Annotated in this window: 16 protein-coding genes; 8 read left to right on the top strand and 8 right to left on the bottom strand. The window is 70.8% G+C overall.

Going from position 1 to position 21,135, the window contains the following annotated elements; genetic code table 11:
• Window positions 1-3 precede the first annotated feature (3 nt).
• From MTAB308_RS23725 to MTAB308_RS23740, 4 genes are read right to left on the bottom strand one after another with little or no spacing between them, the layout of a single operon-like run.
• On the bottom strand, window positions 4-402 hold the full coding sequence (locus tag MTAB308_RS23725) for a Zn-ribbon domain-containing OB-fold protein (RefSeq protein WP_077102671.1): 399 nt from the start codon (window positions 400-402) through the stop codon (window positions 4-6).
• A complete protein-coding gene (locus MTAB308_RS23730; RefSeq protein ID WP_077102673.1) occupies window positions 402-950 on the bottom strand; it encodes an FAS1-like dehydratase domain-containing protein in 549 nt (182 codons plus the stop codon). Before MTAB308_RS23730 ends, MTAB308_RS23725 begins: the two co-directional genes overlap by 1 nt.
• Window positions 947-2,146 (bottom strand): acyl-CoA dehydrogenase family protein, encoded by a 1,200-nt coding sequence (locus MTAB308_RS23735; RefSeq protein ID WP_077102675.1) that lies wholly within the window; start codon window positions 2,144-2,146, stop codon window positions 947-949. The genes MTAB308_RS23730 and MTAB308_RS23735 overlap by 4 nt, the downstream gene beginning before the upstream one ends.
• On the bottom strand, window positions 2,146-3,309 hold the full coding sequence (locus MTAB308_RS23740) for a cytochrome P450 (protein ID WP_173842268.1): 1,164 nt from the start codon (window positions 3,307-3,309) through the stop codon (window positions 2,146-2,148). The genes MTAB308_RS23735 and MTAB308_RS23740 overlap by 1 nt, the downstream gene beginning before the upstream one ends.
• A 220-nt stretch (window positions 3,310-3,529) precedes the next feature.
• On the opposite strand from MTAB308_RS23740, the gene MTAB308_RS23745 reads away from it, so the two are divergent.
• The 5 genes from MTAB308_RS23745 to MTAB308_RS23765 all read left to right on the top strand — a co-directional run bounded on the left by MTAB308_RS23745 (window position 3,530) and on the right by MTAB308_RS23765 (window position 11,089).
• Window positions 3,530-4,999 (top strand): aldehyde dehydrogenase family protein, encoded by a 1,470-nt coding sequence (locus tag MTAB308_RS23745; protein WP_077102680.1) that lies wholly within the window; start codon window positions 3,530-3,532, stop codon window positions 4,997-4,999.
• Window positions 4,996-7,203, top strand: coding sequence for a CaiB/BaiF CoA transferase family protein (locus tag MTAB308_RS23750; protein ID WP_077102682.1), 2,208 nt, complete (start codon window positions 4,996-4,998; stop codon window positions 7,201-7,203). The genes MTAB308_RS23745 and MTAB308_RS23750 overlap by 4 nt, the downstream gene beginning before the upstream one ends.
• Window positions 7,204-7,249: 46 nt before the next feature.
• Window positions 7,250-8,158 carry an alpha/beta fold hydrolase gene (locus MTAB308_RS23755; protein WP_077102685.1) on the top strand — a complete coding sequence of 303 codons (909 nt, stop codon included), beginning with the start codon at window positions 7,250-7,252 and terminating at the stop codon, window positions 8,156-8,158.
• A gap of 22 nt (window positions 8,159-8,180) precedes the next feature.
• Window positions 8,181-9,602 (top strand): acyl-CoA synthetase, encoded by a 1,422-nt coding sequence (locus MTAB308_RS23760; RefSeq protein ID WP_077102687.1) that lies wholly within the window; start codon window positions 8,181-8,183, stop codon window positions 9,600-9,602.
• A gap of 203 nt (window positions 9,603-9,805) precedes the next feature.
• On the top strand, window positions 9,806-11,089 hold the full coding sequence (locus MTAB308_RS23765) for an MFS transporter (RefSeq protein ID WP_077102689.1): 1,284 nt from the start codon (window positions 9,806-9,808) through the stop codon (window positions 11,087-11,089).
• A gap of 1 nt (window position 11,090) precedes the next feature.
• Here MTAB308_RS23765 and dapD read toward each other — a convergent pair whose 3' ends face one another.
• On the bottom strand, window positions 11,091-12,044 hold the full coding sequence (gene dapD, locus MTAB308_RS23770; RefSeq protein WP_108637388.1) for a 2,3,4,5-tetrahydropyridine-2,6-dicarboxylate N-succinyltransferase: 954 nt from the start codon (window positions 12,042-12,044) through the stop codon (window positions 11,091-11,093).
• 104 nt (window positions 12,045-12,148) lie between these two features.
• On the opposite strand from dapD, the gene dapE reads away from it, so the two are divergent.
• Window positions 12,149-13,213 carry a succinyl-diaminopimelate desuccinylase gene (dapE, locus tag MTAB308_RS23775; RefSeq protein WP_077102693.1) on the top strand — a complete coding sequence of 355 codons (1,065 nt, stop codon included), beginning with the start codon at window positions 12,149-12,151 and terminating at the stop codon, window positions 13,211-13,213.
• A 9-nt stretch (window positions 13,214-13,222) separates the two neighbouring features.
• Here the strand turns inward: dapE and MTAB308_RS23780 are convergent, their stop codons facing one another.
• Both MTAB308_RS23780 and MTAB308_RS23785 read right to left on the bottom strand, forming a co-directional pair.
• Window positions 13,223-14,722, bottom strand: coding sequence for a cellulase family glycosylhydrolase (locus MTAB308_RS23780; RefSeq protein WP_077102695.1), 1,500 nt, complete (start codon window positions 14,720-14,722; stop codon window positions 13,223-13,225).
• 114 nt (window positions 14,723-14,836) lie between these two features.
• Window positions 14,837-16,954: an AAA family ATPase gene (locus tag MTAB308_RS23785; protein ID WP_077102697.1), complete on the bottom strand. Its 2,118-nt coding sequence runs from the start codon at window positions 16,952-16,954 to the stop codon at window positions 14,837-14,839.
• 61 nt (window positions 16,955-17,015) lie between these two features.
• Here MTAB308_RS23785 and MTAB308_RS23790 point away from each other — a divergent pair, with 61 nt between their 5' ends.
• Window positions 17,016-17,579 (top strand): TIGR00730 family Rossman fold protein, encoded by a 564-nt coding sequence (locus tag MTAB308_RS23790; RefSeq protein WP_077102699.1) that lies wholly within the window; start codon window positions 17,016-17,018, stop codon window positions 17,577-17,579.
• Window positions 17,580-17,637: 58 nt separating this feature from the next.
• Window positions 17,638-19,422 (top strand): long-chain-acyl-CoA synthetase FadD6, encoded by a 1,785-nt coding sequence (gene fadD6 / locus MTAB308_RS23795; RefSeq protein ID WP_077102701.1) that lies wholly within the window; start codon window positions 17,638-17,640, stop codon window positions 19,420-19,422.
• Here fadD6 and MTAB308_RS30370 read toward each other — a convergent pair.
• Window positions 19,371-21,086, bottom strand: a complete 1,716-nt coding sequence (locus tag MTAB308_RS30370; protein ID WP_083746642.1) for a PE family protein — start codon at window positions 21,084-21,086, stop codon at window positions 19,371-19,373. The two genes, fadD6 and MTAB308_RS30370, sit on opposite strands and share 52 nt — an antisense overlap.
• Window positions 21,087-21,135 lie beyond the last annotated feature (49 nt).

Here is a 21,135-nt window from a genome sequence, read left to right on the forward strand (position 1 = left end):
CACCTACCGAACGGGCCGAAACTGGTGCAGCACCAGGTCGTTGTCGAAACTCTGGTAGTAGACCTCGACCGGCATCCCGACCGTGACGTCGGCGGGGTCGATGCCACACAGGTTCGACACCAGCCGCACGCCCTCGTCGAGCTGCACCAGCACCACGATGTAGGGGTACTCGAAGAACGGGAATTTGGGCTCGTGCGGCATCACGTAGCTATAGACGGTGCCGCGGCCCGACGACTCGATCGCCTCCCAGTCCAGGGACCGGCAGTGGGGACACATGGGGCGGGGCGGGTGCCGCAGCGCGCCGCATCCGGAGCAGCGCTGGATCAGCAGCTTCTGGTCGCGCAAGCCGTTCCAGAAGAACTCGGTGTCCGGGCTGATCGCCGGCGCCAGGCGGGGGGCCATCAGGCTGCCGGCCTGAATCGCAGAACCCGGAATCGCTGTCGCCCCAGCACCTCACCGGTCTGATCGGTGTAGGTGATCAGCCAGGTCAGGAAGAAACCCGTGCCCAGCGCCGTCTTCTTCTCGTCGGAGACCTCCTCGAACACCGACGTCGAGCTGATGACATCGCCGAGCCGGGGATAGCGTTCGATCTCGAATTCCGAGTTGGTCGCCACCGTGCTGGTGTACCCGGCCTCGTCCAGGAATGCCGTTGGGTTGCTGAGGATCTCGACCGGAGCGCCGCCCCGCTCGCGGATTCCCTCCAGCTTCGGGGACGGCATCGTCCAGGTTTGCAGCATCACGGGCGGCGACACGATGCCGCCGAACCGCGACGACGCCGCGAACTCCGGATCGAGGTAGACGGGGTTCATGTCGGCGAGCGCATGGGCCCAGTGCCGAATCATCGGCTGGTTGACGGGATCCGGTGCCACCGTGGGCAGTCCGGTGCCGCCGGTGGGTTGGCCGACGAGCGCCCGCAGCTTCGTGAGCACCTCGGAATCTTGGTCGGTCATGATCCTCCTGTTGTATGCTGGGCGCGAAGGTCGCGGGGCGCCCTCGGCATCCCCAACCCGGCCATCGCGATGATGTCACGCTGAATCTCGTTGGCGCCACCGCCGAAAGTGTTGATGACCGCGAAGCGGTATGCGGATTCGAGTGCCCCGCGCAGCGGTGCCTCGGCGCCGGAACGTGTTCCGTTGCCGTCGAGCACCTCCAGCAGCTGACGGGCGACCTGCTGGGTGAGCTCGGTGCCGAAAACCTTGGCCGCCGACGCCTCGCCCATGCTGAGCTCGCCCACAGACATGGCCGCGTTGACCCGGGCGTTGATGAGTTTGTACGCGGCGACCTGCGCCTCGACCCTGGCCAGCGCGAGCCGCACCCAGGGCTGGTCGAGGACGCGGCCACCGTCGAGCTCCGTGGCGGCGGCCCAGTCCAGGGTCTTCTCGAAGAGGGGCTCGACCGCCCCGAGGTTGCCCAGGGCGGCGCGTTCGAAGTTCAACTGAGTGGTGATCAGCTGCCAGCCCTGGTTTTCGCCGGCCACGATGGCGCCTGGCGGGACCCGGACGTCGTCGTAGAACGTGTAGAAGGTGGAGACGCCGGGCATGGTGTGCAGCGGTTGCCAGGAGAATCCCGGCGACGAGGTGGGCACGATGAAGATGGAAATGCCCTTGTGCTTTTTGGCGTTCGGGTCGGTGCGCGCGGCCAGCCAGATGTAATCGGCGTAGGCGGCGCCGCTGGTGAACATCTTCTGGCCGTGGATCACCCAGTCCGCGCCGTCGCGCACCGCGGTGGTGCGCAGCGACGCCAAATCGCTGCCCGCCCCCGGCTCGGAGTAGCCGATCGCGAACTCCACGCTGCCGTCCAGGATCGCCGGCAAAAACGTCCGCTTCTGCTCGTCGGTGCCGTACTGCATCAGGGTCGGTCCGACGGTGTTGAGCGTCACCAGCGGGATCGGAGCGCTGACCCGCTGCGCCTCCTCGGCGAAGATGAACTGCTCGATCGCCGAGAAGCCCCGCCCGCCATACTCTTTGGGCCACCCCACGCCGAGCAGGCCGGCGGCGCCCAGGGCGCGCACGCAGTCCCGCACTTCCGGACCGCCCTCGACGCGGTCGCCGATCGCCGCGACGCGTTCCGGTGTCATCACCCGTTCGAGCGCGTCGCGGATCTCGGCGCGAAGCTGCTGCTGCTCGGGCGTGTAGTCGAGCTCCATCACTCGGCCGTCCCGAGCCGCACCGGCATCCGCTTCACGCCCGGCACCATGGTGGCGCGCATCCGGTCCACCTCGCCGGCCAGCTCCAGCCTGGGGAAGCGCCGCAGCAGCTCGTCGAACATCACCGTGGCCTCCAGGCGCGCCAATTGCGCACCGACGCACGAGTGTTCGCCGCAGCCGAACGCGATGTGCGGATTCGGGTGGCGGCTCACCTTGAATTCCTCGGAGTCGGCGCCGAAGATGTCCTCGTCGCGGTTGGCCGACCCGTACAGCATCACCACCGTGTCGCCTTCGGCGATCAGCTGCCCGCGGATCTCGACGTCGGCCGTCGCGGTGCGCGCCATGTGCACCACCGGGCTGTTCCAGCGCAGCATCTCTTCGACGGCGCCCGGGATCAGCGACCTGTCCTCGACCAGCTGCCGGCACTGGTCGGGGTGGGCGATCAACGCCAGCGTGCCCAAAGCGATGAGATTGCGGGTGGTTTCGTTGCCGGCGACCAACAGCAAAAACGCGAAGTTGAGCAGGTCTTCGTCGGTGAGCCGGACCCCGTCGATCTCCGCGCCGGCCAAAACCGACAGCAGGTCGTCGCGCGCCTCGACGCGGCGCTGGGCGATCAGCTTCTGGAAGTACTCGAAAAGCTGCCCCATGGCCACCAGAGGATCGAGTTCGATCTCCGGGTCGGCGCTGCCGGTGGCGGCGTCCGACCACGCCCGGAACTGCTCCCAGTCGTCGGGCGGGGCGCCGATGAGCTCGGCGATCATCCGGGTGGGCAGCGGCGCGGCGATCTCCTCGGCGAATTCGTGGACGGAGTCGGATGCCACGTCGTCGAGGATGCCCCGCACGATCTCGCGGATCTTCGGCTCGAGGACGGCCACCCGGCGCCGGGTGAACCCGGAGTTGATCAGCTTGCGCATCTGCCGGTGCCGGGGCGGGTCTGTGAAGATCAGGCTGCCGGGCTGGACCGGGCTCGGCTGTGCGGGATCGGGGATGGTGATACCCGCGGTGGACGAGAACAGGCCCGGGTTGCTCGACACGAAGCGGATGTCCTCGTACTTCAGCAGCGCCCAGAAGTTGGTCACGTCGTTCCAGCACACCGGCGACGTCGCGCGCAGCTCCCGGTAGACCGGGTACGGATCGCCCGCGTAGAAGTCGGGGGAGTGCAGTGGAATAGCGGTCCGCACGGCGGGCCTCCTCGACGGCCGATCCGACACATCACACCGATGTGTCTTGCGACGTTGTGTCTACTCCGGTCCGGCCATGTCTGTCAATGCATCACCAACGCGCTGAAATAGAGGGGAATTCGTTGAATTGGTGATTGACGCCGGGGAGCCGTAGGTGAACACTGGCTGTCTAGATGACCGACGTTCGGGTGAGGAAGCGCGCATGACCGAGCTACAAACTCCGGGATCTCTTGTCGACACCCACCAGCTCTACATCGACGGCGGCTGGGTCGACGCGGAGGACGGTCGCTACGACGACATCAACCCGGCCACCGAACAATCGATCGGCACCGCGCCCGACGCCAGCATCGCGCAGGTCGGGGCGGCGATCGACGCCGCGCGTCGGGCCTTCGACGGCGGGCCGTGGGGTCGCACGGGGCCGGAGGAGCGGGCCGCCTGCCTCAATCAGCTCGGCACGGCGCTGCTCAAGCACGCCGACGATTTCTTCGCGCTGTCGCAGGCGGAGTGGGGCTGCGTCTCGAACGAGCGGATGATGCAGATCGACGGCGCCGGATACATGTCGATGCACGCGGCCCAGCTCGCCGCACAGCTGGGCGAGGAAGCGGTGGCCGGAATGAGCGCCGGCACCACGTTGCTGTCGCACCAGCCGCTGGGCGTCGTATCCGTCCTGACGCCGTGGAACTTCCCGCATTGCCTCAACGTCATGAAGCTCAACCACGCGCTGGCCGCGGGCAATACCGTCGTGCTCAAGCCCTCGCCGCTGACCCCGCTCGCGGGGCTCGCGCTCGCGCGCATCATCGACGAGGAGACCGACATCCCGCCCGGCGTGGTCAACGTCGTCACGCCCTCCGGCGTCGAGGCCGCCCGGCTGCTCACCACCGACCCGCGCATCGACATGGTGAGCTTCACCGGCAGTTCGGTCGTCGGGCGCCAGGTCATGTCCGCCGCGGGCGACACCATGAAGCGGATCCTGCTGGAACTGGGCGGCAAGTCGGCCAGCATCGTCCTGGACGACACCGAGGTCACCGACGAGATGTTGCGGCAGATGCTGTTCGACTCGTGCTCGCTGCACGCCGGGCAGGCCTGCATCCTGCACAGCCGGATGCTGCTTCCCGATTCGCTGCACGACGACGTGGTCGACCGGCTCGTGGCGCTGGCCCGCGACGTCAAGGTCGGCGATCCCACCGACCCCGATGTGCAGATGGGGCCGCTGATCAGCGCGGCGCAGCGCGACCGGGTCCAGGCGCACGTCGACGGGGCGGTCAACGACGGAGCCCGGCTCGCGACCGGTGGCGGCCGCCCGGCCGGCCTGGACGTCGGATTCTATTTCGAACCGACGATTCTCACCGGCGTCGATCCCGATTCCACCATCGCCCAGGAGGAAGTGTTCGGGCCGGTGTTGACGGTGCTGCGCTACCGCGATGACGACGACGCGGTCGCCATCGCGAACAACTCGCAGTACGGCCTTTCCGGAGCCGTGTGGGGCGGGGATGTGGACCGTGCCGTCGGCGTCGCGCGACGCATCCGCACCGGGCAGGTCGCGGTCAACGGGTGCGGTCCCGGCGGCGCGCCGTTCGGCGGGTTCAAGCTCAGCGGGTTGGGGCGGGAGGGTGGCGGCATAGCCGGGCTGCACCAGTACATGGAGTCGACGGCGATCGGGGTTCCCGCGTGAGCGGACCCCTCGCGGGGCTGTCCGTCGTCGAAATCACCAAGGAGATCTCCGGCCCTTATGCGGCAAAACTTTTCGTCGACCTCGGTGCCGAGGTCACCAAGCTCGAGCCGCCGGGCGGAGATCCGCTGCGCCACTGGGGTCCGTTTGCCCGCGGGGTGGTGGATCCCGAACGCAGCGGACTTTTTCAATACCTGAACGCCGGCAAGCGAATTGCGGCGTTTGCCGATGCCCGCGAGCTGATCGCGGGTGCGCACCTGCTCATCGAGAACTTCCCGCCCGGAACGCTGGAAGGCTGGGGATTCGACCGCGACGGCCTGAGCGAGCTCAACCCAAACCTGGTGCTGCTCCGCATATCTGCGTTCGGGCAGTCCGGGCCGTGGCGGGACCGTCCGGCCACGTCGCTGACCGTGCAGGCGGCGTCGGGCTGGGTCAGCGCCCGCGATCCCGACCGCCCGCCGGTGCAGGTCGGGGCGCGGATCGCCGAGTACGTCGCGGGTGCCTACGGCGCGCTGGGCGCGTTGACCGCGCTGCGTTGCGCATCCGATGAGGTTGTCCAGGTCGATGTTTCGGAATTCGAATCGTTGCTGTCGACGCTGCCCTATCCCATGCTGATGGCGGAGAAGATGCTCGGCCTCGGCCTGCCCGCCAACGCCCGGGGGGCTCCCATGCTGGGGGTGGTCCGCGCCGCCGACGGTTGGGTGGGAATCAACTGCCTGACGGGCCAGCATTGGCTGGACGTGTGCGCGATGCTGGGCCTGCCCGAGTTCGCCGAGCAGCAGATCCCGATCATGCTGGGCGGCCCCGAGCGCACCGAATTCTATGCTCGCGCAGAGCCATTGCTCGCTCAGCAAACCGTCGCCGAGATCGTCGACCTGAGCCAGGCATTGCGGATTCCGGCAACCCCGGTCAACGACGGCGCCACCGTGCTGGAATGCCCGCAATACGCCAAGCGCGAGTTCTTCATCGACGGTCGCGGATTCCAACGCCCCGGCGCGCCGTTCCGGCTGACCAAAGGCCCCGCGGCACGGCGTCATCCGGCGCCCCGTCGGGCGTCGGGGGCCGTTCCGTTCGCCGAGCTGAAGGTGCTCGACCTGACCACCTTCTGGGCGGGCGCGTATCTGACCTGCTACCTGGGCGCGTTCGGCGCCGACATCGTCAAGGTCGAGTCCATCCAGCGGCCCGACGGTTTTCGGTATTCCGGCGCGTTTCCCTTCGAGGGTGACGACTGGTACGAGCGTAGCGGCCTATGGCAGGCCACGAACCTCAACAAGAAAGACCTCACGCTGGACCTGACCTCGCGGCGCGGCCTGGAAATTGTCCGGCTGCTGGCCGCGCAGGCCGACGTGGTCGTGGAGAACTTTTCACCGCGCGTGGTGGAGCAGTTCGGGCTGGACTACGAGTCGCTGGCTGCGCTGAAGCCCGACGTGATCATGATCCGGATGCCGGGCTTCGGCTTGCAGGGGCCCTGGCGCGATTACGTCGGGTGGGCGTTGAACTTCGAGCAGACCGCGGGGATGTCGGCGGTCACCGGGTATGCGGACGGGCCGCCGTGCAACCCGCAGGGGCCGGCCGATCCCGTCGTCGGTGTGCACGCCGGGGTCGCGCTGCTGGCCGCGCTCGAGCACCGGCGCCGCACCGGGGAGGGGCAGCTGATCGAGATCGCCCAGATCGAGGTCGCCGCCGCCGTGACCGCCGAACCGGTGATCGAATACTCGATGAACGGCGTCGTGCAAGCGCGGGAAGGCAACCGCCGGCGCGGCTACCTGCAGGGCGTATACCCGACGAACGAGGACGGCGTGTGGGTGGCGCTGTCGTTGCCCGGCGAGCCGGGGGTGGACCACGACGCATTCGACGAGATGGTCGCCGCGTGGACCCGCACGCAGGCTCCGGCGAAGATCATGGAAGCCCTTGCGGCGCAACGTATCCCGGTCGAGCGGGTGATCACCGGCGAGCGGATGTATGACATAGCGCAGCTCGACGCGCGCGGATTCTACGAGGAGCTCGTGCATCCCGTCACCGGAGCGCACCGCTATCCCGGCTGGCCGATTCGCATCGCCCCCGGGCCGGCGCGCCACCACCGCAGCGCCTCGCCGACCCTGGGCCAGCACAACGACGAGATCCTGCGCGGGCTTGGCCTTTCCGACGACGAGCTGGCCGCCCTGCGCGCCGAACGGGTCATCGGCGAGCGGCCGCTCGGGTCCTAGGCCGTGAGCCTTTGGTAAACGGCCCGTCACATGCAAAGCTCGGGGCATGGTCATGGAGATCGCCCGCCCCAAGCTCGAAGGCAACATCGCGGTGGGGGAGGACCGCCAAATCGGTTTCGCCGAATTCGGCGCGCCGTGGGGCCGCGCGTTCTTCTGGTTTCACGGGACTCCCGGCGCCCGGCGCCAGATCCCGATCGAGGCCCGGGTCTACGCCGAGCAGCACAACATCCGCCTGATCGGCATCGACCGGCCCGGCATCGGATCCTCGACGCCGCACAGGTATGAAAACATCCGCGCGTTCGGCGACGACCTGCGCACGATCGCGGACACGCTGGGCATCGACCACATGGCGGTCATCGGACTGTCCGGCGGTGGGCCGTACGCGCTGGCGGCGGCCGCGGTGCTGTCCGATCGCGTGGTGGCGGCGGGCGTCCTCGGCGGTGTCGCGCCCTTCCTCGGCGACGAGGGCATCACCAGCGGCCTGATGAACCTGGGCAAGCGGGCGGCGCCGCTGCTGCGGCTGGGCGGCGACCCGTTGCGGATCGGCGCGAGCCTGGTGATCCGGATGATCCGTCCGTTCGCGAATCCCGCGCTGTATCTGTATGCCGCGATATCGCCGGAGGCCGACCGGCGCCTGCTGACCCGCCCGGAGTTCGCCGCCATGTTCCTCGATGACCTGCTCAACGGCAGCCGCAAACAACTGGCGGCCCCCTTCAACGACATCATCCTGTTCACCCGCGACTGGGGTTTCCGGCTCGACGAGGTCAAGGTCCCGGTCCGGTGGTGGCACGGCGACAGCGACCACATCGTCCCGTTCGCCCACGGCGAGCACGTCGTGTCCCTGCTGCCCGACGCCGAGCTGTTCGTGCTGCCCGGCGAAAGCCACCTGGCGGGCCTGGGCCGCGGCGAGGAGATCCTGGCCACGCTGACGAAGATCTGGGACGAGAAGGCCTGACGCCGCCGGGTAACCTGCAGGCGTGCTGCTCGCGTCGCTCAATCCCTCGGCCGTCACCACCACCGACCTCCCCGACGCAGTGCGGATCGACGGTGCCACGCTCAGCCGCAGCGACTTGGTCGGTGCCGCAACGTCGGTCGCGGAGCGGGTCGCCGGCGCGGGCCGGGTCGCGGTCCTGGCCACGCCGACCGCGTCCACCGTGCTGGCAGTCACCGGTTGCCTGATCGCCGGCGTGCCGTTCGTGCCGGTGCCCTCCGACGTCGGCGTGGCCGAGCGCCGGCACATGCTCACCGACTCCGGGGCGGAGGCCTGGCTGGGTCCCGAGCCGGAGGATCCCGACGGGCTGCCGCACATCCCCGTGCGAGTGCACGCCCGCTCCTGGCACCGCTACCCCGAGCCGTCGCCGGACGCGACCGCGATGATCATCTACACGTCGGGCACCACCGGGCTGCCCAAGGGCGTGCAGCTGAGCCGCCGCGCGGTCGCCGCCGACCTGGACGCCCTGGCCGAGGCCTGGCAGTGGACGCCCGACGACGTCCTGGTGCACGGCCTGCCGCTGTTCCACGTGCACGGGCTGGTGCTGGGCCTGCTGGGGTCGCTGCGGATCGGAAATCGCTTCGTGCACACCGGAAGACCGACACCGGCCGGGTACGCGCAAGCGTGCTCGGAATGGGGCGGATCGCTGTTTTTCGCGGTCCCCACCGTGTGGTCGCGGGTGGTGGCCGACGGCTCGGCGGCCGAGGCGCTGCGCCCGGCGCGGCTGCTGGTCTCCGGGAGCGCGCCGCTGCCGGTGCCGGTGTTCGACCGGCTGGCCGAGCTCAGCGGGCACCAGCCCATCGAGCGGTATGGCGCCTCGGAATCGCTGATCACCATCTCGACGCGCGCCGACGGCGAGCGCCGCGCGGGCTGGGTCGGCCTGCCCGTCGCCGGCGTGCAAACCCGGTTGCTCGACGACAACGACAACCCGGTGCCGCAGGATGGGGAAACCGTTGGGCGGCTTCAGGTTCGGGGGCCGATGATGTTCGACGGCTACCTGAACCGGCCCGAGGCCACCGCGGAGGCGTTCGCTCCCGACGGCTTCTACCGCACCGGCGACGTCGCGGTGATCGACGCCGCCGGCATGCACCGCATCGTCGGGCGCGAGTCGGTCGACCTGATCAAGTCCGGCGGATACCGCGTCGGCGCGGGCGAGATCGAGACGTCCCTGCTGGGGCACCCCGGCGTGCAGGAGGCGGCCGTCGTCGGGCTGCCCGACGAGGACCTGGGCCAGCGCATCGTCGCCTACGTCGTCGGCGCGCCCGACCTGCGGGCCGACGACCTGATCAACCACGTCGCCCAGGAGCTGTCGATACACAAGCGGCCGCGGGAGGTCCGCCTGGTGGCGGCGCTGCCCCGCAACGCGATGGGCAAGGTCCTCAAGAAACAATTGCTCGCCGAGGGCTGAGCGCCGCGCGTGTCGCGAGCGTGCGCCGATGTCCACGTTTTGCGGCGTGTCGCCGCGCGGACACGCACGCTCGCGGCGGGTCACAGTTGGGTGACACGCAGCGTTTTGCCAGGTTTTCCGCCGAGCGAGACGGCGAACCTTGACCTACCGTCGTAGGCGTGACGGAACTGCCGACGGTTGCGGCCGGACGCGCGTCGACACCGATGAGGCGGGTGGCGGCGGCGTGTCTCGTCGGCTCGGCGATCGAGTACTACGACTTCCTCATCTACGGCACCGCGGCGGCGTTGGTGTTCCCGACGGTGTTCTTCCCGCGACTCGGTTCGACGCTGGGCACCATCGCCGCGATGGCGACGTTCGCGACGGCGTTCCTGTCGCGGCCGCTGGGCGCCGCCGTGTTCGGGTACTTCGGCGACCGGCTGGGCCGCAAGAAGACGCTGATCGCCACGCTGCTGATCATGGCCGTGTCGACCGTCAGCGTCGGGCTGGTGCCCAGCACGGCCGCCATCGGAGCGGCGGCCCCCTTGATCCTGATCGTGTTGCGGCTCATGCAGGGGTTCGCCGTCGGCGGCGAATGGGCGGGATCGGCGCTGCTGAGCGCCGAGTACGCGCCCGCCGGCAAGCGGGGCCGCTACGGCATGTTCACCCTGCTCGGCGCCGGCACCGCGGCCGTGCTGAGCAGCCTGACGTTCTTGGGCGTCAACTTCAGCATCGGGGAAAAGAGCGCCGCGTTCATGCAATGGGGCTGGCGGCTGCCGTTCCTGTTCAGCGCGGGGCTGATCGGGATCGCGCTCTATGTGCGGCTCAACATCGACGAGACCCCGGTGTTCGCCGAGGAGAAGGCCCGCGACCTGGTCCCCAAGGCGCCGCTCGGAGAGCTGTGGCGCCTGCAACGCCGGGAGATCCTGCTGGCCGGCGGCAGCTTGCTGGGCGGGTTCGGTTTCGGCTACCTGGGTCACACCTACCTCCTCATCTACGCAAATTCGCACCTGGGGTACACCCGCGGCTTCATCTGGTCGGTGGGCGCGTTGACCGGGCTGGTCAGCATCGCGACGGTCGCGGCTTCGGCCACCCTGTCCGACCTGGTCGGGCGCCGCCGGTTGATGCTGCTGGGTTGGTCGCTGCTCCTGCCGTGGGCGTTCGTGGTGATGCCGCTGCTGAACACCCGCAACCCGGCGCTGTACGTGGTTGCCGTCGTCGGCATGGCCGTCGGTGGCGCGATCGGCTCGGGGCCCACCGCGGCCTTCATTCCGGAGCTGTTCGCCACGCGATACCGCTACAGCGGGTCGGCGCTGGCCCTCAACCTCGCCGGCGTCATCGGCGGGGCCCTGCCGCCGCTGCTCGCCGGCACGCTGGTGGCGACCTACGGCAGCTGGGCGATCGGCGTGATGCTGGCCGTGCTGGTGGTGGCCAGCCTGGTGTGCACCTACCTGCTGCCGGAGACCAACGGCACCACCCTGGGGGTCGGCCGCGACGGCTTGGCCCGGTGACTCAGTTGGCGTGCAGGTCCTCGTTGAGCGCGATGCCCTGACCGTCGCGGGCCACCACCTCGACCGCGCCGGTGACCGAATTGCGCCGGAACAGCAGGTTGTTGGCGCCGGAAAGCTCGCGGGCCTTGACCGCCGTCCCGTCGGGCGTGGTGACCTTGGTGCCCGCGGTGACGTACAGGCCGGCCTCGACGACGCAGTCGTCGCCCAGCGAGATGCCCACGCCCGCGTTGGCGCCGAGCAGGCACCGCTTACCGATCGAAATCACTTGCGTGCCACCGCCGGACAGCGTGCCCATGATGGACGCCCCGCCGCCGATGTCCGACCCGTCGCCCACCACCACCCCGGCCGAGATGCGGCCCTCGACCATCGACGCGCCCAGGGTGCCGGCGTTGTAGTTGACGAAGCCCTCGTGCATCACCGTGGTGCCGGGCGCCAGGTGGGCGCCCAGCCGCACTCGGTCGGCGTCGGCGATGCGCACCCCGGTCGGCAGGACGTAGTCGACCATCCGCGGGAACTTGTCCACGCCGTAGACGGTCACCGGACCGTGGCGGCGCAGCCGCGCCCGGACCGCCTCGAAGCCCTCGATCGCGCAAGGCCCGCGATTAGTCCACACGACGTTGGTCAATACCCCGAACAGGCCGCCGGCGTTCAGCCCGTGCGGCGCCACCAGCCGGTGCGACAGCAGATGCAGCCGCAGGTAGGCGTCGTAGGCGTCGGCGGCCACCTCGTCGAGCGAGCCGATGACCGTGCGCACGGCGATGGTCTCGGTGCCGCGCTCGTCGTCGCGGCCGACCAGCGCTACGAGTTCCGGCGGAACGTCGGACAACGCGAGGCGCGACGTGCCGCCGGTGCCGGACTCCGTCAGTTCCGGTGCGGGAAACCACGTGTCGAGGACCGACCCGTCGTTGGCCAGCGTCGCCAACCCGATGCCTGCAGCTCCAGTCACGGCGGTCAGGTTACTTGGGCCGCCGAGCAGACGCGGAATCGCATCCCAAGGTGGCCGATAGTGCGATTCTGCGTCTGCTCGCCGAATGAGGGCGACCCATTACCCTTGGGGGCGTGCTGGACCTACGCGGGGACCCGATCGCATTGACCGCGGCGCTGGTCGACATCCCCAGCGAGTCGCGCGACGAGGCGCGCCTCGCCGACGAGGTGGAGGCCGCGCTGCGCGCCCAGACGTCGGGGTTCGAGATCGTCCGCAACGGCAACGCGGTGCTGGCGCGCACGCAACGGCACCGCCCGTCGCGGGTGCTGCTGGCCGGTCACCTGGACACCGTCCCGGTGGCGGGCAACCTGCCCAGCCGCCTGGAGAACGGCGACCTGTACGGCTGCGGCACCGCGGACATGAAATCCGGCGACGCCGTGTTCCTGCACCTGGCCGCGACGGTGGCCGAACCGGTGCACGACCTGACCCTGGTGTTCTACGACTGCGAGGAAATCGACGCCGCCGCAAACGGTTTGGGCCGCATCGAGCGCGAGCTGCCGGAGTGGCTGGCCGCCGACGTCGCCATCCTGGGCGAACCCACCGGCGGCTACATCGAGGCAGGCTGCCAGGGCACGCTGCGCGTGGTGATCAGCGCGACCGGCACGCGCGCCCACTCGGCGCGAGCCTGGTTGGGCGACAACGCCATTCACAAGCTGGGGGCCGTGCTGGACCGGCTGGCCGGATACGCCGCGCGCACCGTGGACATCGATGGTTGCGAATACCGGGAGGGCCTGTCGGCGGTGCGCGTCGACGGCGGCGTGGCCGGCAACGTGATACCCGACGCCGCCTCGGTGACGGTCAACTTCCGCTTCGCCCCCGACCGCTCGGTGGCCGCGGCGCTGCAACACGTGCACGAGGTGTTCGACGGGCTGGACGTGCACATCGAGCAGACCGACGCCGCCGCGGGCGCGCTGCCCGGCCTGTCCCAGCCCGCGGCCAAGGCGCTGGTCGAGGCCGCCGGCGGGCGGGTCCGAGCGAAATACGGCTGGACGGACGTGGCGCGGTTCGCCGCGCTGGGCATCCCCGCGGTCAATTTCGGCCCGGGCGATCCCAACCTGGCGCACACCCGCGACGAACGGGTGCCGGTCGCCAACATCACCGCCGCCGTGCGGACGCTGCGGCGCTACCTGAGCGTGTAGCGGCCAGCGTTACGCCGGCGTCACGACCACGTCGACGGCACCGACGCCCGCGTTGGCCACGACGGCGAGCACTGGTGCGTTGGCCGGCGAAACCACTTGTCCGCCTGCGACGCTCACGTGATAGCCGTTCGGATACTCGACGGGCGGCACCGAGATGAGTGTCTGCGCGCCCGGCGCGAAGCTGCCCGCGCGGTCGGCCCGCTCGGTCGAGTAACACAGCCGGAAAACGCCCGACCGAAACGACCAGTCCCGCGGCGTGCCGGCGACCACCTGGGGATAGGGGGAGGCGAGCACCCCGAGCTTTCCGGCGTTGACGTTGGCGCCCGTCGGCGGCTGGGCGGGGTTGAAAACCAGCGCCTGGTCGGTCGGTGACGAGCTGGTCTTGTCGTTGCCGGTATATGCCCACTCCAGCCAGCCCATCCGCTGGTGGTCGGTGTGGCGCATCACCTCGGCGAGGTTGTTCAGGTCGTTGGTGGCGCCGAACTCGGTCAGCAGCGGCGGGACGTGGTGGAAGTCCGCATAGAGGTTGGCGTTGGTGATCGTGAGGCCGTCCTGGAAGCGGCAGGTGATGTTCTTGTGCAATGCCGATTCGATGGCGCAGTAGTCGTGAAACGAGAACCCGGTGCTCGGGTCGACCACCCCGCCGAGGTCGGTGTGGACGCCCTCGTCGGACAGCGTGTTCGGCTCGAAGAACACCAGCGTGGTGGGGTCGGCCGCGCGAATCACCGGCACCACCTTCCGGTAGAACACGGTCAGCTTGTGGTCCTGCACCGGGCAGCCCAGGACGAAGTTGAAGCAGCCCTCCCAGATGAAGCCCGGCCACGGCTCGTTGAGCACCTCGTAGCCGAACACGCCCGGGTTGCCGTGGAAGAAGCTCGCGACGTGCGCCCAGGCGCGGGCGTAGTGGTCCTGCAGCCCGATCCCGTCCGGCGCCGGGGCGTTGCGCCAGAAGGCGCTCCACGCGTACTCCTCGGCGGGGTTGAGGAAGTAGTTGCCGGGGAAGCCGAGTTGCGGGTTGGGCAGCCCCGCCTGCGCCACCGCCCACGCCGGCGCGCCCTCGCCCTGGAAGGCCTCGTTGTAGAGGTCCTGATGGAAGTCGAGCAGGCTGACGATGCCGTGCGCCGCCAGCGTCGCCACGGTCTGCGCGATCGAGGTGAGGTAGTTGTCGTCGTAGCCGAGCGGCTGCGGCTCCACGGCGGCCCAGATGACACCCAGCCGCATCGCGTTGAAGCCGTTGGCCTGCAGGAAGGCCGCGTCGTCGTCGCCGAACCCGTCGGCCGACGGCTCGTAGGGCGGCAGCTTGTAGACCTGGTTGAGCCCGTGCAGGATGACGACGCGCCCGTCGGCGTCGGTCATCCAACGCCCGGCATGGCCGAGCGGTAGCGTCGGCCCGGTCGCCGCCGCCCGGGCGGCTGGCGCGGCGACGACCGAGGACGCATCGGTCGTCAGCGCGGCAATCAGCAAACCGGCCGCGAGCAGTCTCACCGCGCGCGAAGGGCGGATCCGCATCCAGCCTCCCACCGCCGAGCGAAGTCACTTTCGGAAACAGTGAGGCGTAATAGTCACTGGGGTAACACGGCGGTGTCACGGTTCGCGCACGATGCGGCGAGCCCGTTTGCGGCCCTAACCGCCGAGGCGGTCCGCCTGCGCGGCGGCGTCGGCGGCCGCCGCCCGCATCCCCACCGCCGCGAGCTGTTCCGAGGCGGCCCGCAGCGCCGCGCCGTCGCCGGCCGCCAACGCCCGCGCGTGGCCCAGCGCGAGCCCGCCCACCGCGCAGTCGACCACGCCGCACAACCGGGCCAGGGGGTCCGCCGCGCGGGTGTCCCCGAGGCGGACGGCCTCGTGCCAGGCGCGCAGCGCCACCCCCGACTGCCCGCCGCGCTCGGCCATCCGGGCGGCGTCGCGGGCGGCGGCCACCGCGCCGTGCGCGTCGCGCATCGTGGCCAGCCGCCACGCGCGCGCCACCCCGAGCTCGGGGCCGAACAGCGCCGACTTGGTGCCGTGCCGGGATTCGGCCCTGCTCAAGGCCTTCGCCGTCGCGGCGGTGTCGCCCTGCTGGGCCAGCGCGATGGCCAGCAGCGTCAGCGACAGCGGACCCCACGAGTAGCCGGTGCGTTCCAGGGTCGCGGCCGCCGGGGCCAGCAGTGCCGCGGCCGCAGCGAATTCACCGTCGGCGATCAGCACGTGCGCCAGCAGGACCTCGCCGATCGCGCGGCCGGGCTGCTGCAGCTCGGCGAAGTCGGTGAACTGCTGGGCCACGTCGCGCGCGGCGGACAGCCGGCCCGCCATCAGCAGCGCGGTGGTCTGGCCCAGCCCGATCGTGAAGCGCAGCAGCCCGGGGTGCTCGGCGGCCAGGGCGCGCTGCGCCAGCGGTTCGACGTCTCCGAACCGGCCCTGTCGCGCCGCGCACAGCGCGGACGCGCTGGCGGCCCAGGCGACCGCCTGGTCATCGGCCGAGGGCGACTGAAGCACCTCGCCGGCGACCTTGACGGCGTAGCCGACGTTGCCAGCGTTCATCGCGAAGGTGGCGCCCAGCGCGTCGAGCGTGGTGCGCGGACCCGGTTCCGAAACCTTGCCGCGGATGGTCCGCAGGAAGGCGGTGGCCCGTTCGGGCTCGCTGAGCATCCAGAACTGGTTGGCCGCCCGCAGCAGCGCCCAGTCCATCAGCGCCGGCTCGGCCAGAGCGCCCGCGTCGACGGCGGCCAGCACGGCGTCGGCCTCGCGGCCACGGCCCTGCCACGCCAGCGCGTGGGCCAGCGCCAGCCGCGCCGCGAGGCCCCCGGACCGGTCCAACGCCGAGCGGGCCAGTCGTTCGCCGAGCGCGAGGTCGCCCAGCCGCAATGCCTGCCGGGCGGCGACGGCGACGTCGGCGGCGCGCTGGGGGGCGTCGCTGTCGAGCGCCAGCGACGCCAGCCGCAGCCGGTCGCTGAGGTACTCCGACGGGCGCCGGGACAGCACCTCGACGACCTCGGTGCGCCGCCGCCGCGCGTCGTCGGCGCCGAGCGTGGCCAGCGCGCGCTCGGCGAACAGCGGGTGCGCGGTGTACACCACCGGGTCGTCGGAACGCCCGCCGCGCGACCGGGTCTCCGCCGCGCCGAGCTCCTCCGCCGCGCTGACGGCGCCCGCACCCGCGAGGGCGGTCAGGTCGGCGAGCGACAGGGGCTCCGCCACGGCGAGGTAGTCCAGCACCGCCCGGGCCGGGCCGGGCAGCTCGGCGAGGAAGGCGTCGACCTCGGCGCGACCGGTCTGCCCGCCGGGCGCGTTGATGTCGATCCGGTCCAGCAGGCCGTCGGTCCACAGCGCGGCGATGGCCTCGGGAGCCTTGTCGGCGCGGGCGGTGACGATCGTCCGGGCCGTTCCGGCCAGCGCCAACTGGTACACCAGCGTGGCCGACAGCACGTCGAGCTCGTGGGCATCGTCGACCACCAGCAGCAGATCACCCAGCCCTTCCAGCGACGCGCGGGCCGCCCGCAACAGCGCCCCCGGCTTGCCGATCTCGGAGATCGCGACCAGGTGGCCGAACGCCCCGAAGGGGACCGCGCGCTCGGTCGGCGTGCCGGTGACCCAGCGGGTGAGCGTGCCCGGGTGCGCGGCGGCGTAGCCCTCGGCGGCCAACCGGGCCAGGGTCGATTTGCCGCAGCCGTCGGGCCCGAGCACGACGGCCCCCCGGCCGGCCGGCAGGGCGTCGTTCAGCCGCTCCAACGCCTCCTCGTGCTGGGGGACGTTCCATCGAATCGGCACCCGCCGGATTTTATTGCGCGCGGTGTGCGTGCCGCATCGGGCTTGGTCTACGTTTCGTTGTATGCCCGCCGAACGCGACCCGTCAGCCGCCTGGGCGGTGTGCGTGTATTGCGCGTCGGGCCCCGAGCACGCCGAATTGCTTGAGCTCGCTTCGGAACTCGGCGAGGCTATCGCGGAGCGCGGCTGGACCCTGGTGTGGGGTGGCGGCCGGGTGTCGGCGATGGGTGCGGTGGCGAGCGCGGCCCGCGCCCGCGGCGGACGGACCGTCGGCGTGATCCCGCAGCACCTGATGCGCCTCGAGGTCGCCGACACCGACGCCGACGAGCTGATCGTCAGCGACACCATGCACCAGCGCAAGCAGATCATGGAGGACCACGCCGACGCGTTCATCGTGCTGCCCGGCGGCGTGGGCACCCTTGACGAGCTGTTCGACGCGTGGACCACGGGTTTTCTCGGGGTGCACGACAAACCCGTGGTGATGCTGGACCCCTTCGGGCACTACGAGGGCCTATGGCTGTGGCTGTGCGGATTGAACGACCGCGGCTACATCTCGCAAGCGGCGATGGACCGGTTGGTGCTGGTCGATAAGGTGGGTGCCGCAGTGGAGGCGTGCGCACCCGCGTGAGATCCGGGCTCAGCTCAGCGGAAGGGCGCCGAGGGGACTTACAGGAATAGAGGAAAACGTGTCCGACCACGACGGGGGAGCGCGCACAGCGGTCAGGCTGACCGACATCGCATCGCGGGTGCCGGGAGTGCTGGCCGACATCCCGGTGATCATGCGGGGTGCGCTGACCGGGCTGCTGGCGCAGCCGGGCTCCAAGAAATCGATCGGCACGGTGTTCCAGGAGCGGGCCGCCCGCTACGGCGACCGGGTGTTTCTGCGGTTCGGCGATCAGCAACTGACCTACCGCGATGCCAACGCGGCCGCCAACCGTTACGCCGCGGTGCTCGCGGCGCACGGCGTCGGCAGCGGCGACGTCGTCGCGATCATGCTGCGCAACTCGCCGCAGGCGGTGCTGGCGATGCTGGCCGCGGTCAAGTGCGGCGCCGTCGCCGGGATGATCAACTACCACCAGCGCGGCGAGGTGCTGGCGCACAGCCTGGGCCTGCTGGACGCCAAGGTGCTCATCGCCGAGACCGATCTGGTGAGCGCGGTGGCCGACTGCGGCGGCGCGGGCGCCACCGAGACGATGACCGTCGAGGACCTGGAGCGATTCGCCGTCAGCGCTCCCGCCACCAACCCGGCATCGGTGTCGGCCGTGCAGGCCCGCGACACCGCGTTCTACATCTTCACCTCGGGCACCACGGGTTTCCCGAAGGCCAGCGTGATGACGCACCTGCGGTGGCTGAAGGCGCTGGCCGCGTTCGGCGGCATCGGGCTGCGGCTGAAGAGCTCCGACACGCTGTACAGCTGCCTGCCGCTGTACCACAACAACGCACTGACGGTGGCGCTGTCGTCGGTGATCAACTCCGGCGCGACGCTGGCGCTCGGCAAGTCGTTTTCGGCGTCGAAGTTCTGGGACGAGGTGATCGCCAGCGAGGCCACCGCGTTCATCTACATCGGTGAGATCTGCCGCTACCTGCTCAACCAGCCGGCCAAGCCGACCGACCGGCGGCACAAGGTGCGGGTGATCGCCGGCAACGGGCTGCGCCCGGAGATCTGGGACGAGTTCACCAACCGATTCGGGATCGCGCGCGTCTGCGAGTTCTACGCCTCCAGCGAGGGCAACACCGCGTTCATCAACGTCTTCAACGTGCCCCGCAGCACCGGCGTCTTTCCGATGCCGCTGGCCTACGTGGAATACGACCCCGACACCGGCGAGCCGCTGCGCGACGAGAGCGGGCGGGTGCGCCGCGTGCCGCCCGGACAGCCCGGCCTGCTGCTGAGCCGGGTCAACCGGCTGCAGCCCTTCGACGGCTACACCGACAAGGAGTCGAGCGAAAAGAAGCTGGTGCGCAACGCCTTTCGTGAGGGCGACTGTTGGTTCAACTCGGGCGACGTGATGAGCCCGCAGGGCATGGGCCACGCCGCATTCGTCGACCGGCTCGGCGACACGTTCCGGTGGAAGGGCGAGAACGTCGCCACCACCCAGGTCGAGGCGGCGCTGGCCTCCGACAAGTCCGTCGAGGAATGCACCGTGTTCGGCGTCGAGATTCCGCGCACCGGCGGCCGCGCCGGGATGGCCGCCGTCCAGCTGCGCGACGGCGCCGAGTTCGACGGGCAGTCCCTGGCCCGCGCCGTGTATGACGAACTCCCGCCCTACGCGCTGCCGTTGTTTGTGCGGGTGGTCAAGTCGCTGGAGCACACGACGACGTTCAAGAGCCGCAAGGTCGAGCTGCGCGAGCAGGCTTACGGCCCCGGCGTCGAGGACCCCCTGTACGTGCTGGCCGGGCGCGACGAGGGCTACGTGCCGTACTACGACGAGTATCCCGAGGAAGTGGCCGAGGGTAAGCGCCCGAAGGGCTGAGGTTTCGCGCCAAGCGTGCGGATGGTATGTGGCCAGTCGGTGCTAGCCGCCGTTGCCGCCGTTGCCGCCGAAGGCGCTGCCGGCGGCACCCAAGACCGCGGCGGCGCCGGCACCCCCACCTCCGCCAGTGGCGCCGGTGCCGACGGTACCGGACTGGCCGCCGAAGATACCGCCGATACCGCCACCGCCGCCGCCGCCCCCGCCGGCGGCGTCGAAGGTGTTGGTGCCGCCGGAGCCCCCGCCAGCAAGGCCGCCGTGGCCGCCACCGGTGCCGACCGCGCTGGAGCCGTCCTCGTGACCGACGTTGACGGTGTTGGTACCGACGGTGGCGATGGCGCCGCCGCCGCCACCACCACCGGGACCGCCAGTGGCACCGGTGACACCGGCGGGGCCGCCGCCACCACCACCGGTGCCGCCGCTGGCGATAGCATCGGCGCTGCTGTGGCCGATGCCGAAGGACTCGGCCCCACCGCCGGTGTCACCAAGCCGGTGGGGTTGCTGACGGTGGCGCTGAAGCTGCCGCTCCCGCCGATACCGCCGTGGCCGCCGTTGCCGCCGGTCCCGGTGCTGGCGCCGCCGTTGCCGCCGTTGCCGCCATGGCCGGGACCGTCGAGGCCGAAGGTGCTATTGCCGCCGGGTCCGCCGTCGCCGCCGTTGCCGCCCGTGCCGGCGGCGCCAGCGATGCCGCCGGGGCCGCCGGCGCCGCCACCCAGGCCGGCGGCGCCGCCGTTGCCGCCGTTGCCAGCGCCGTTGGCGCTGCCGTCGTCGAAGGCGCCGCCACCGCCCTGGCCGCCCTGGCCGCCGTTGCCGCCGGCGCCGCCGTTGCCGTTGGCACCCGCGTGGCCGCCGAACAATCCCGACAATCCCTCGGCTTGGCCGCCGACCCCACCGGCGCCGCCGTTGCCGCCCTGGCCACCGTCGGTGCCGCTGAAGGCGTTGACTGGGCCGCCGAACGCGCCGTCTGGGCCGTCGCCGCCGTGCCCGCCGGTCCCGCCGATACCGCCGATACCGCCGGTGCCGCCGTTGCCAAAGATCAACCCGCCGTTGCCGCCGGCCCCGCCCATCCCAGCGTTACCGCCGAGGCCGCCATTGGTGCTCTGGGTCGCGTCGCCCGCCGTGCCGGTGATGCCCATCCCGCCGGCGCCGCCCCGGCCGCCGCTGCCGAAGAACCAGGCGTTGCCGCCGCGGCCGCCGGGTTGGCCGGGCGCCCCGGACCCGCCGTCGCCGCCGGGGCCGAACAGCAGGCCGCCCGGTCCGCCGTTCTGCCCGGTGCCGGGGGCACCGTTGATGCCCTTGCCGATCAACGGGGTGCCCAGCAACAACTCCGTCGGAAGGTTGATTGCGCCCCGCACGGGCTGCCAGACGGCCTCCAGCGGGGAGGCGTTCGCTGCCTCGGTGGCCGCATAGGCGCCGCCGCCAGCGGTCATGCGCTGCACGAACTCGGCGTGAAACGCCGCCGCCTGCGCGGCGAGCTGTTGAAACGCCCGCCCATGCCCGGAAAACAGCGACGCCACCGCCGCCGACACCTCGTCTTCGGCCGCGGCCAGGACCGCGGTCGTCGGTCCCGCCGCCGCCGCGTTCGCGGCGCTGACCGCCGAGCCGAGGCGCTGCAAATTTATTGCCTCAGCGCTCATCATGTCCGGCGCCGCAATCACATACGACATCGCCGCCTCCGTCGATCAAGGGCATTTGCTTCGAAGTGTGCGCGCGCAG

Source organism: Mycobacterium terramassiliense (assembly GCF_900157385.1).
Lineage (GTDB): Bacteria > Actinomycetota > Actinomycetes > Mycobacteriales > Mycobacteriaceae > Mycobacterium > Mycobacterium terramassiliense.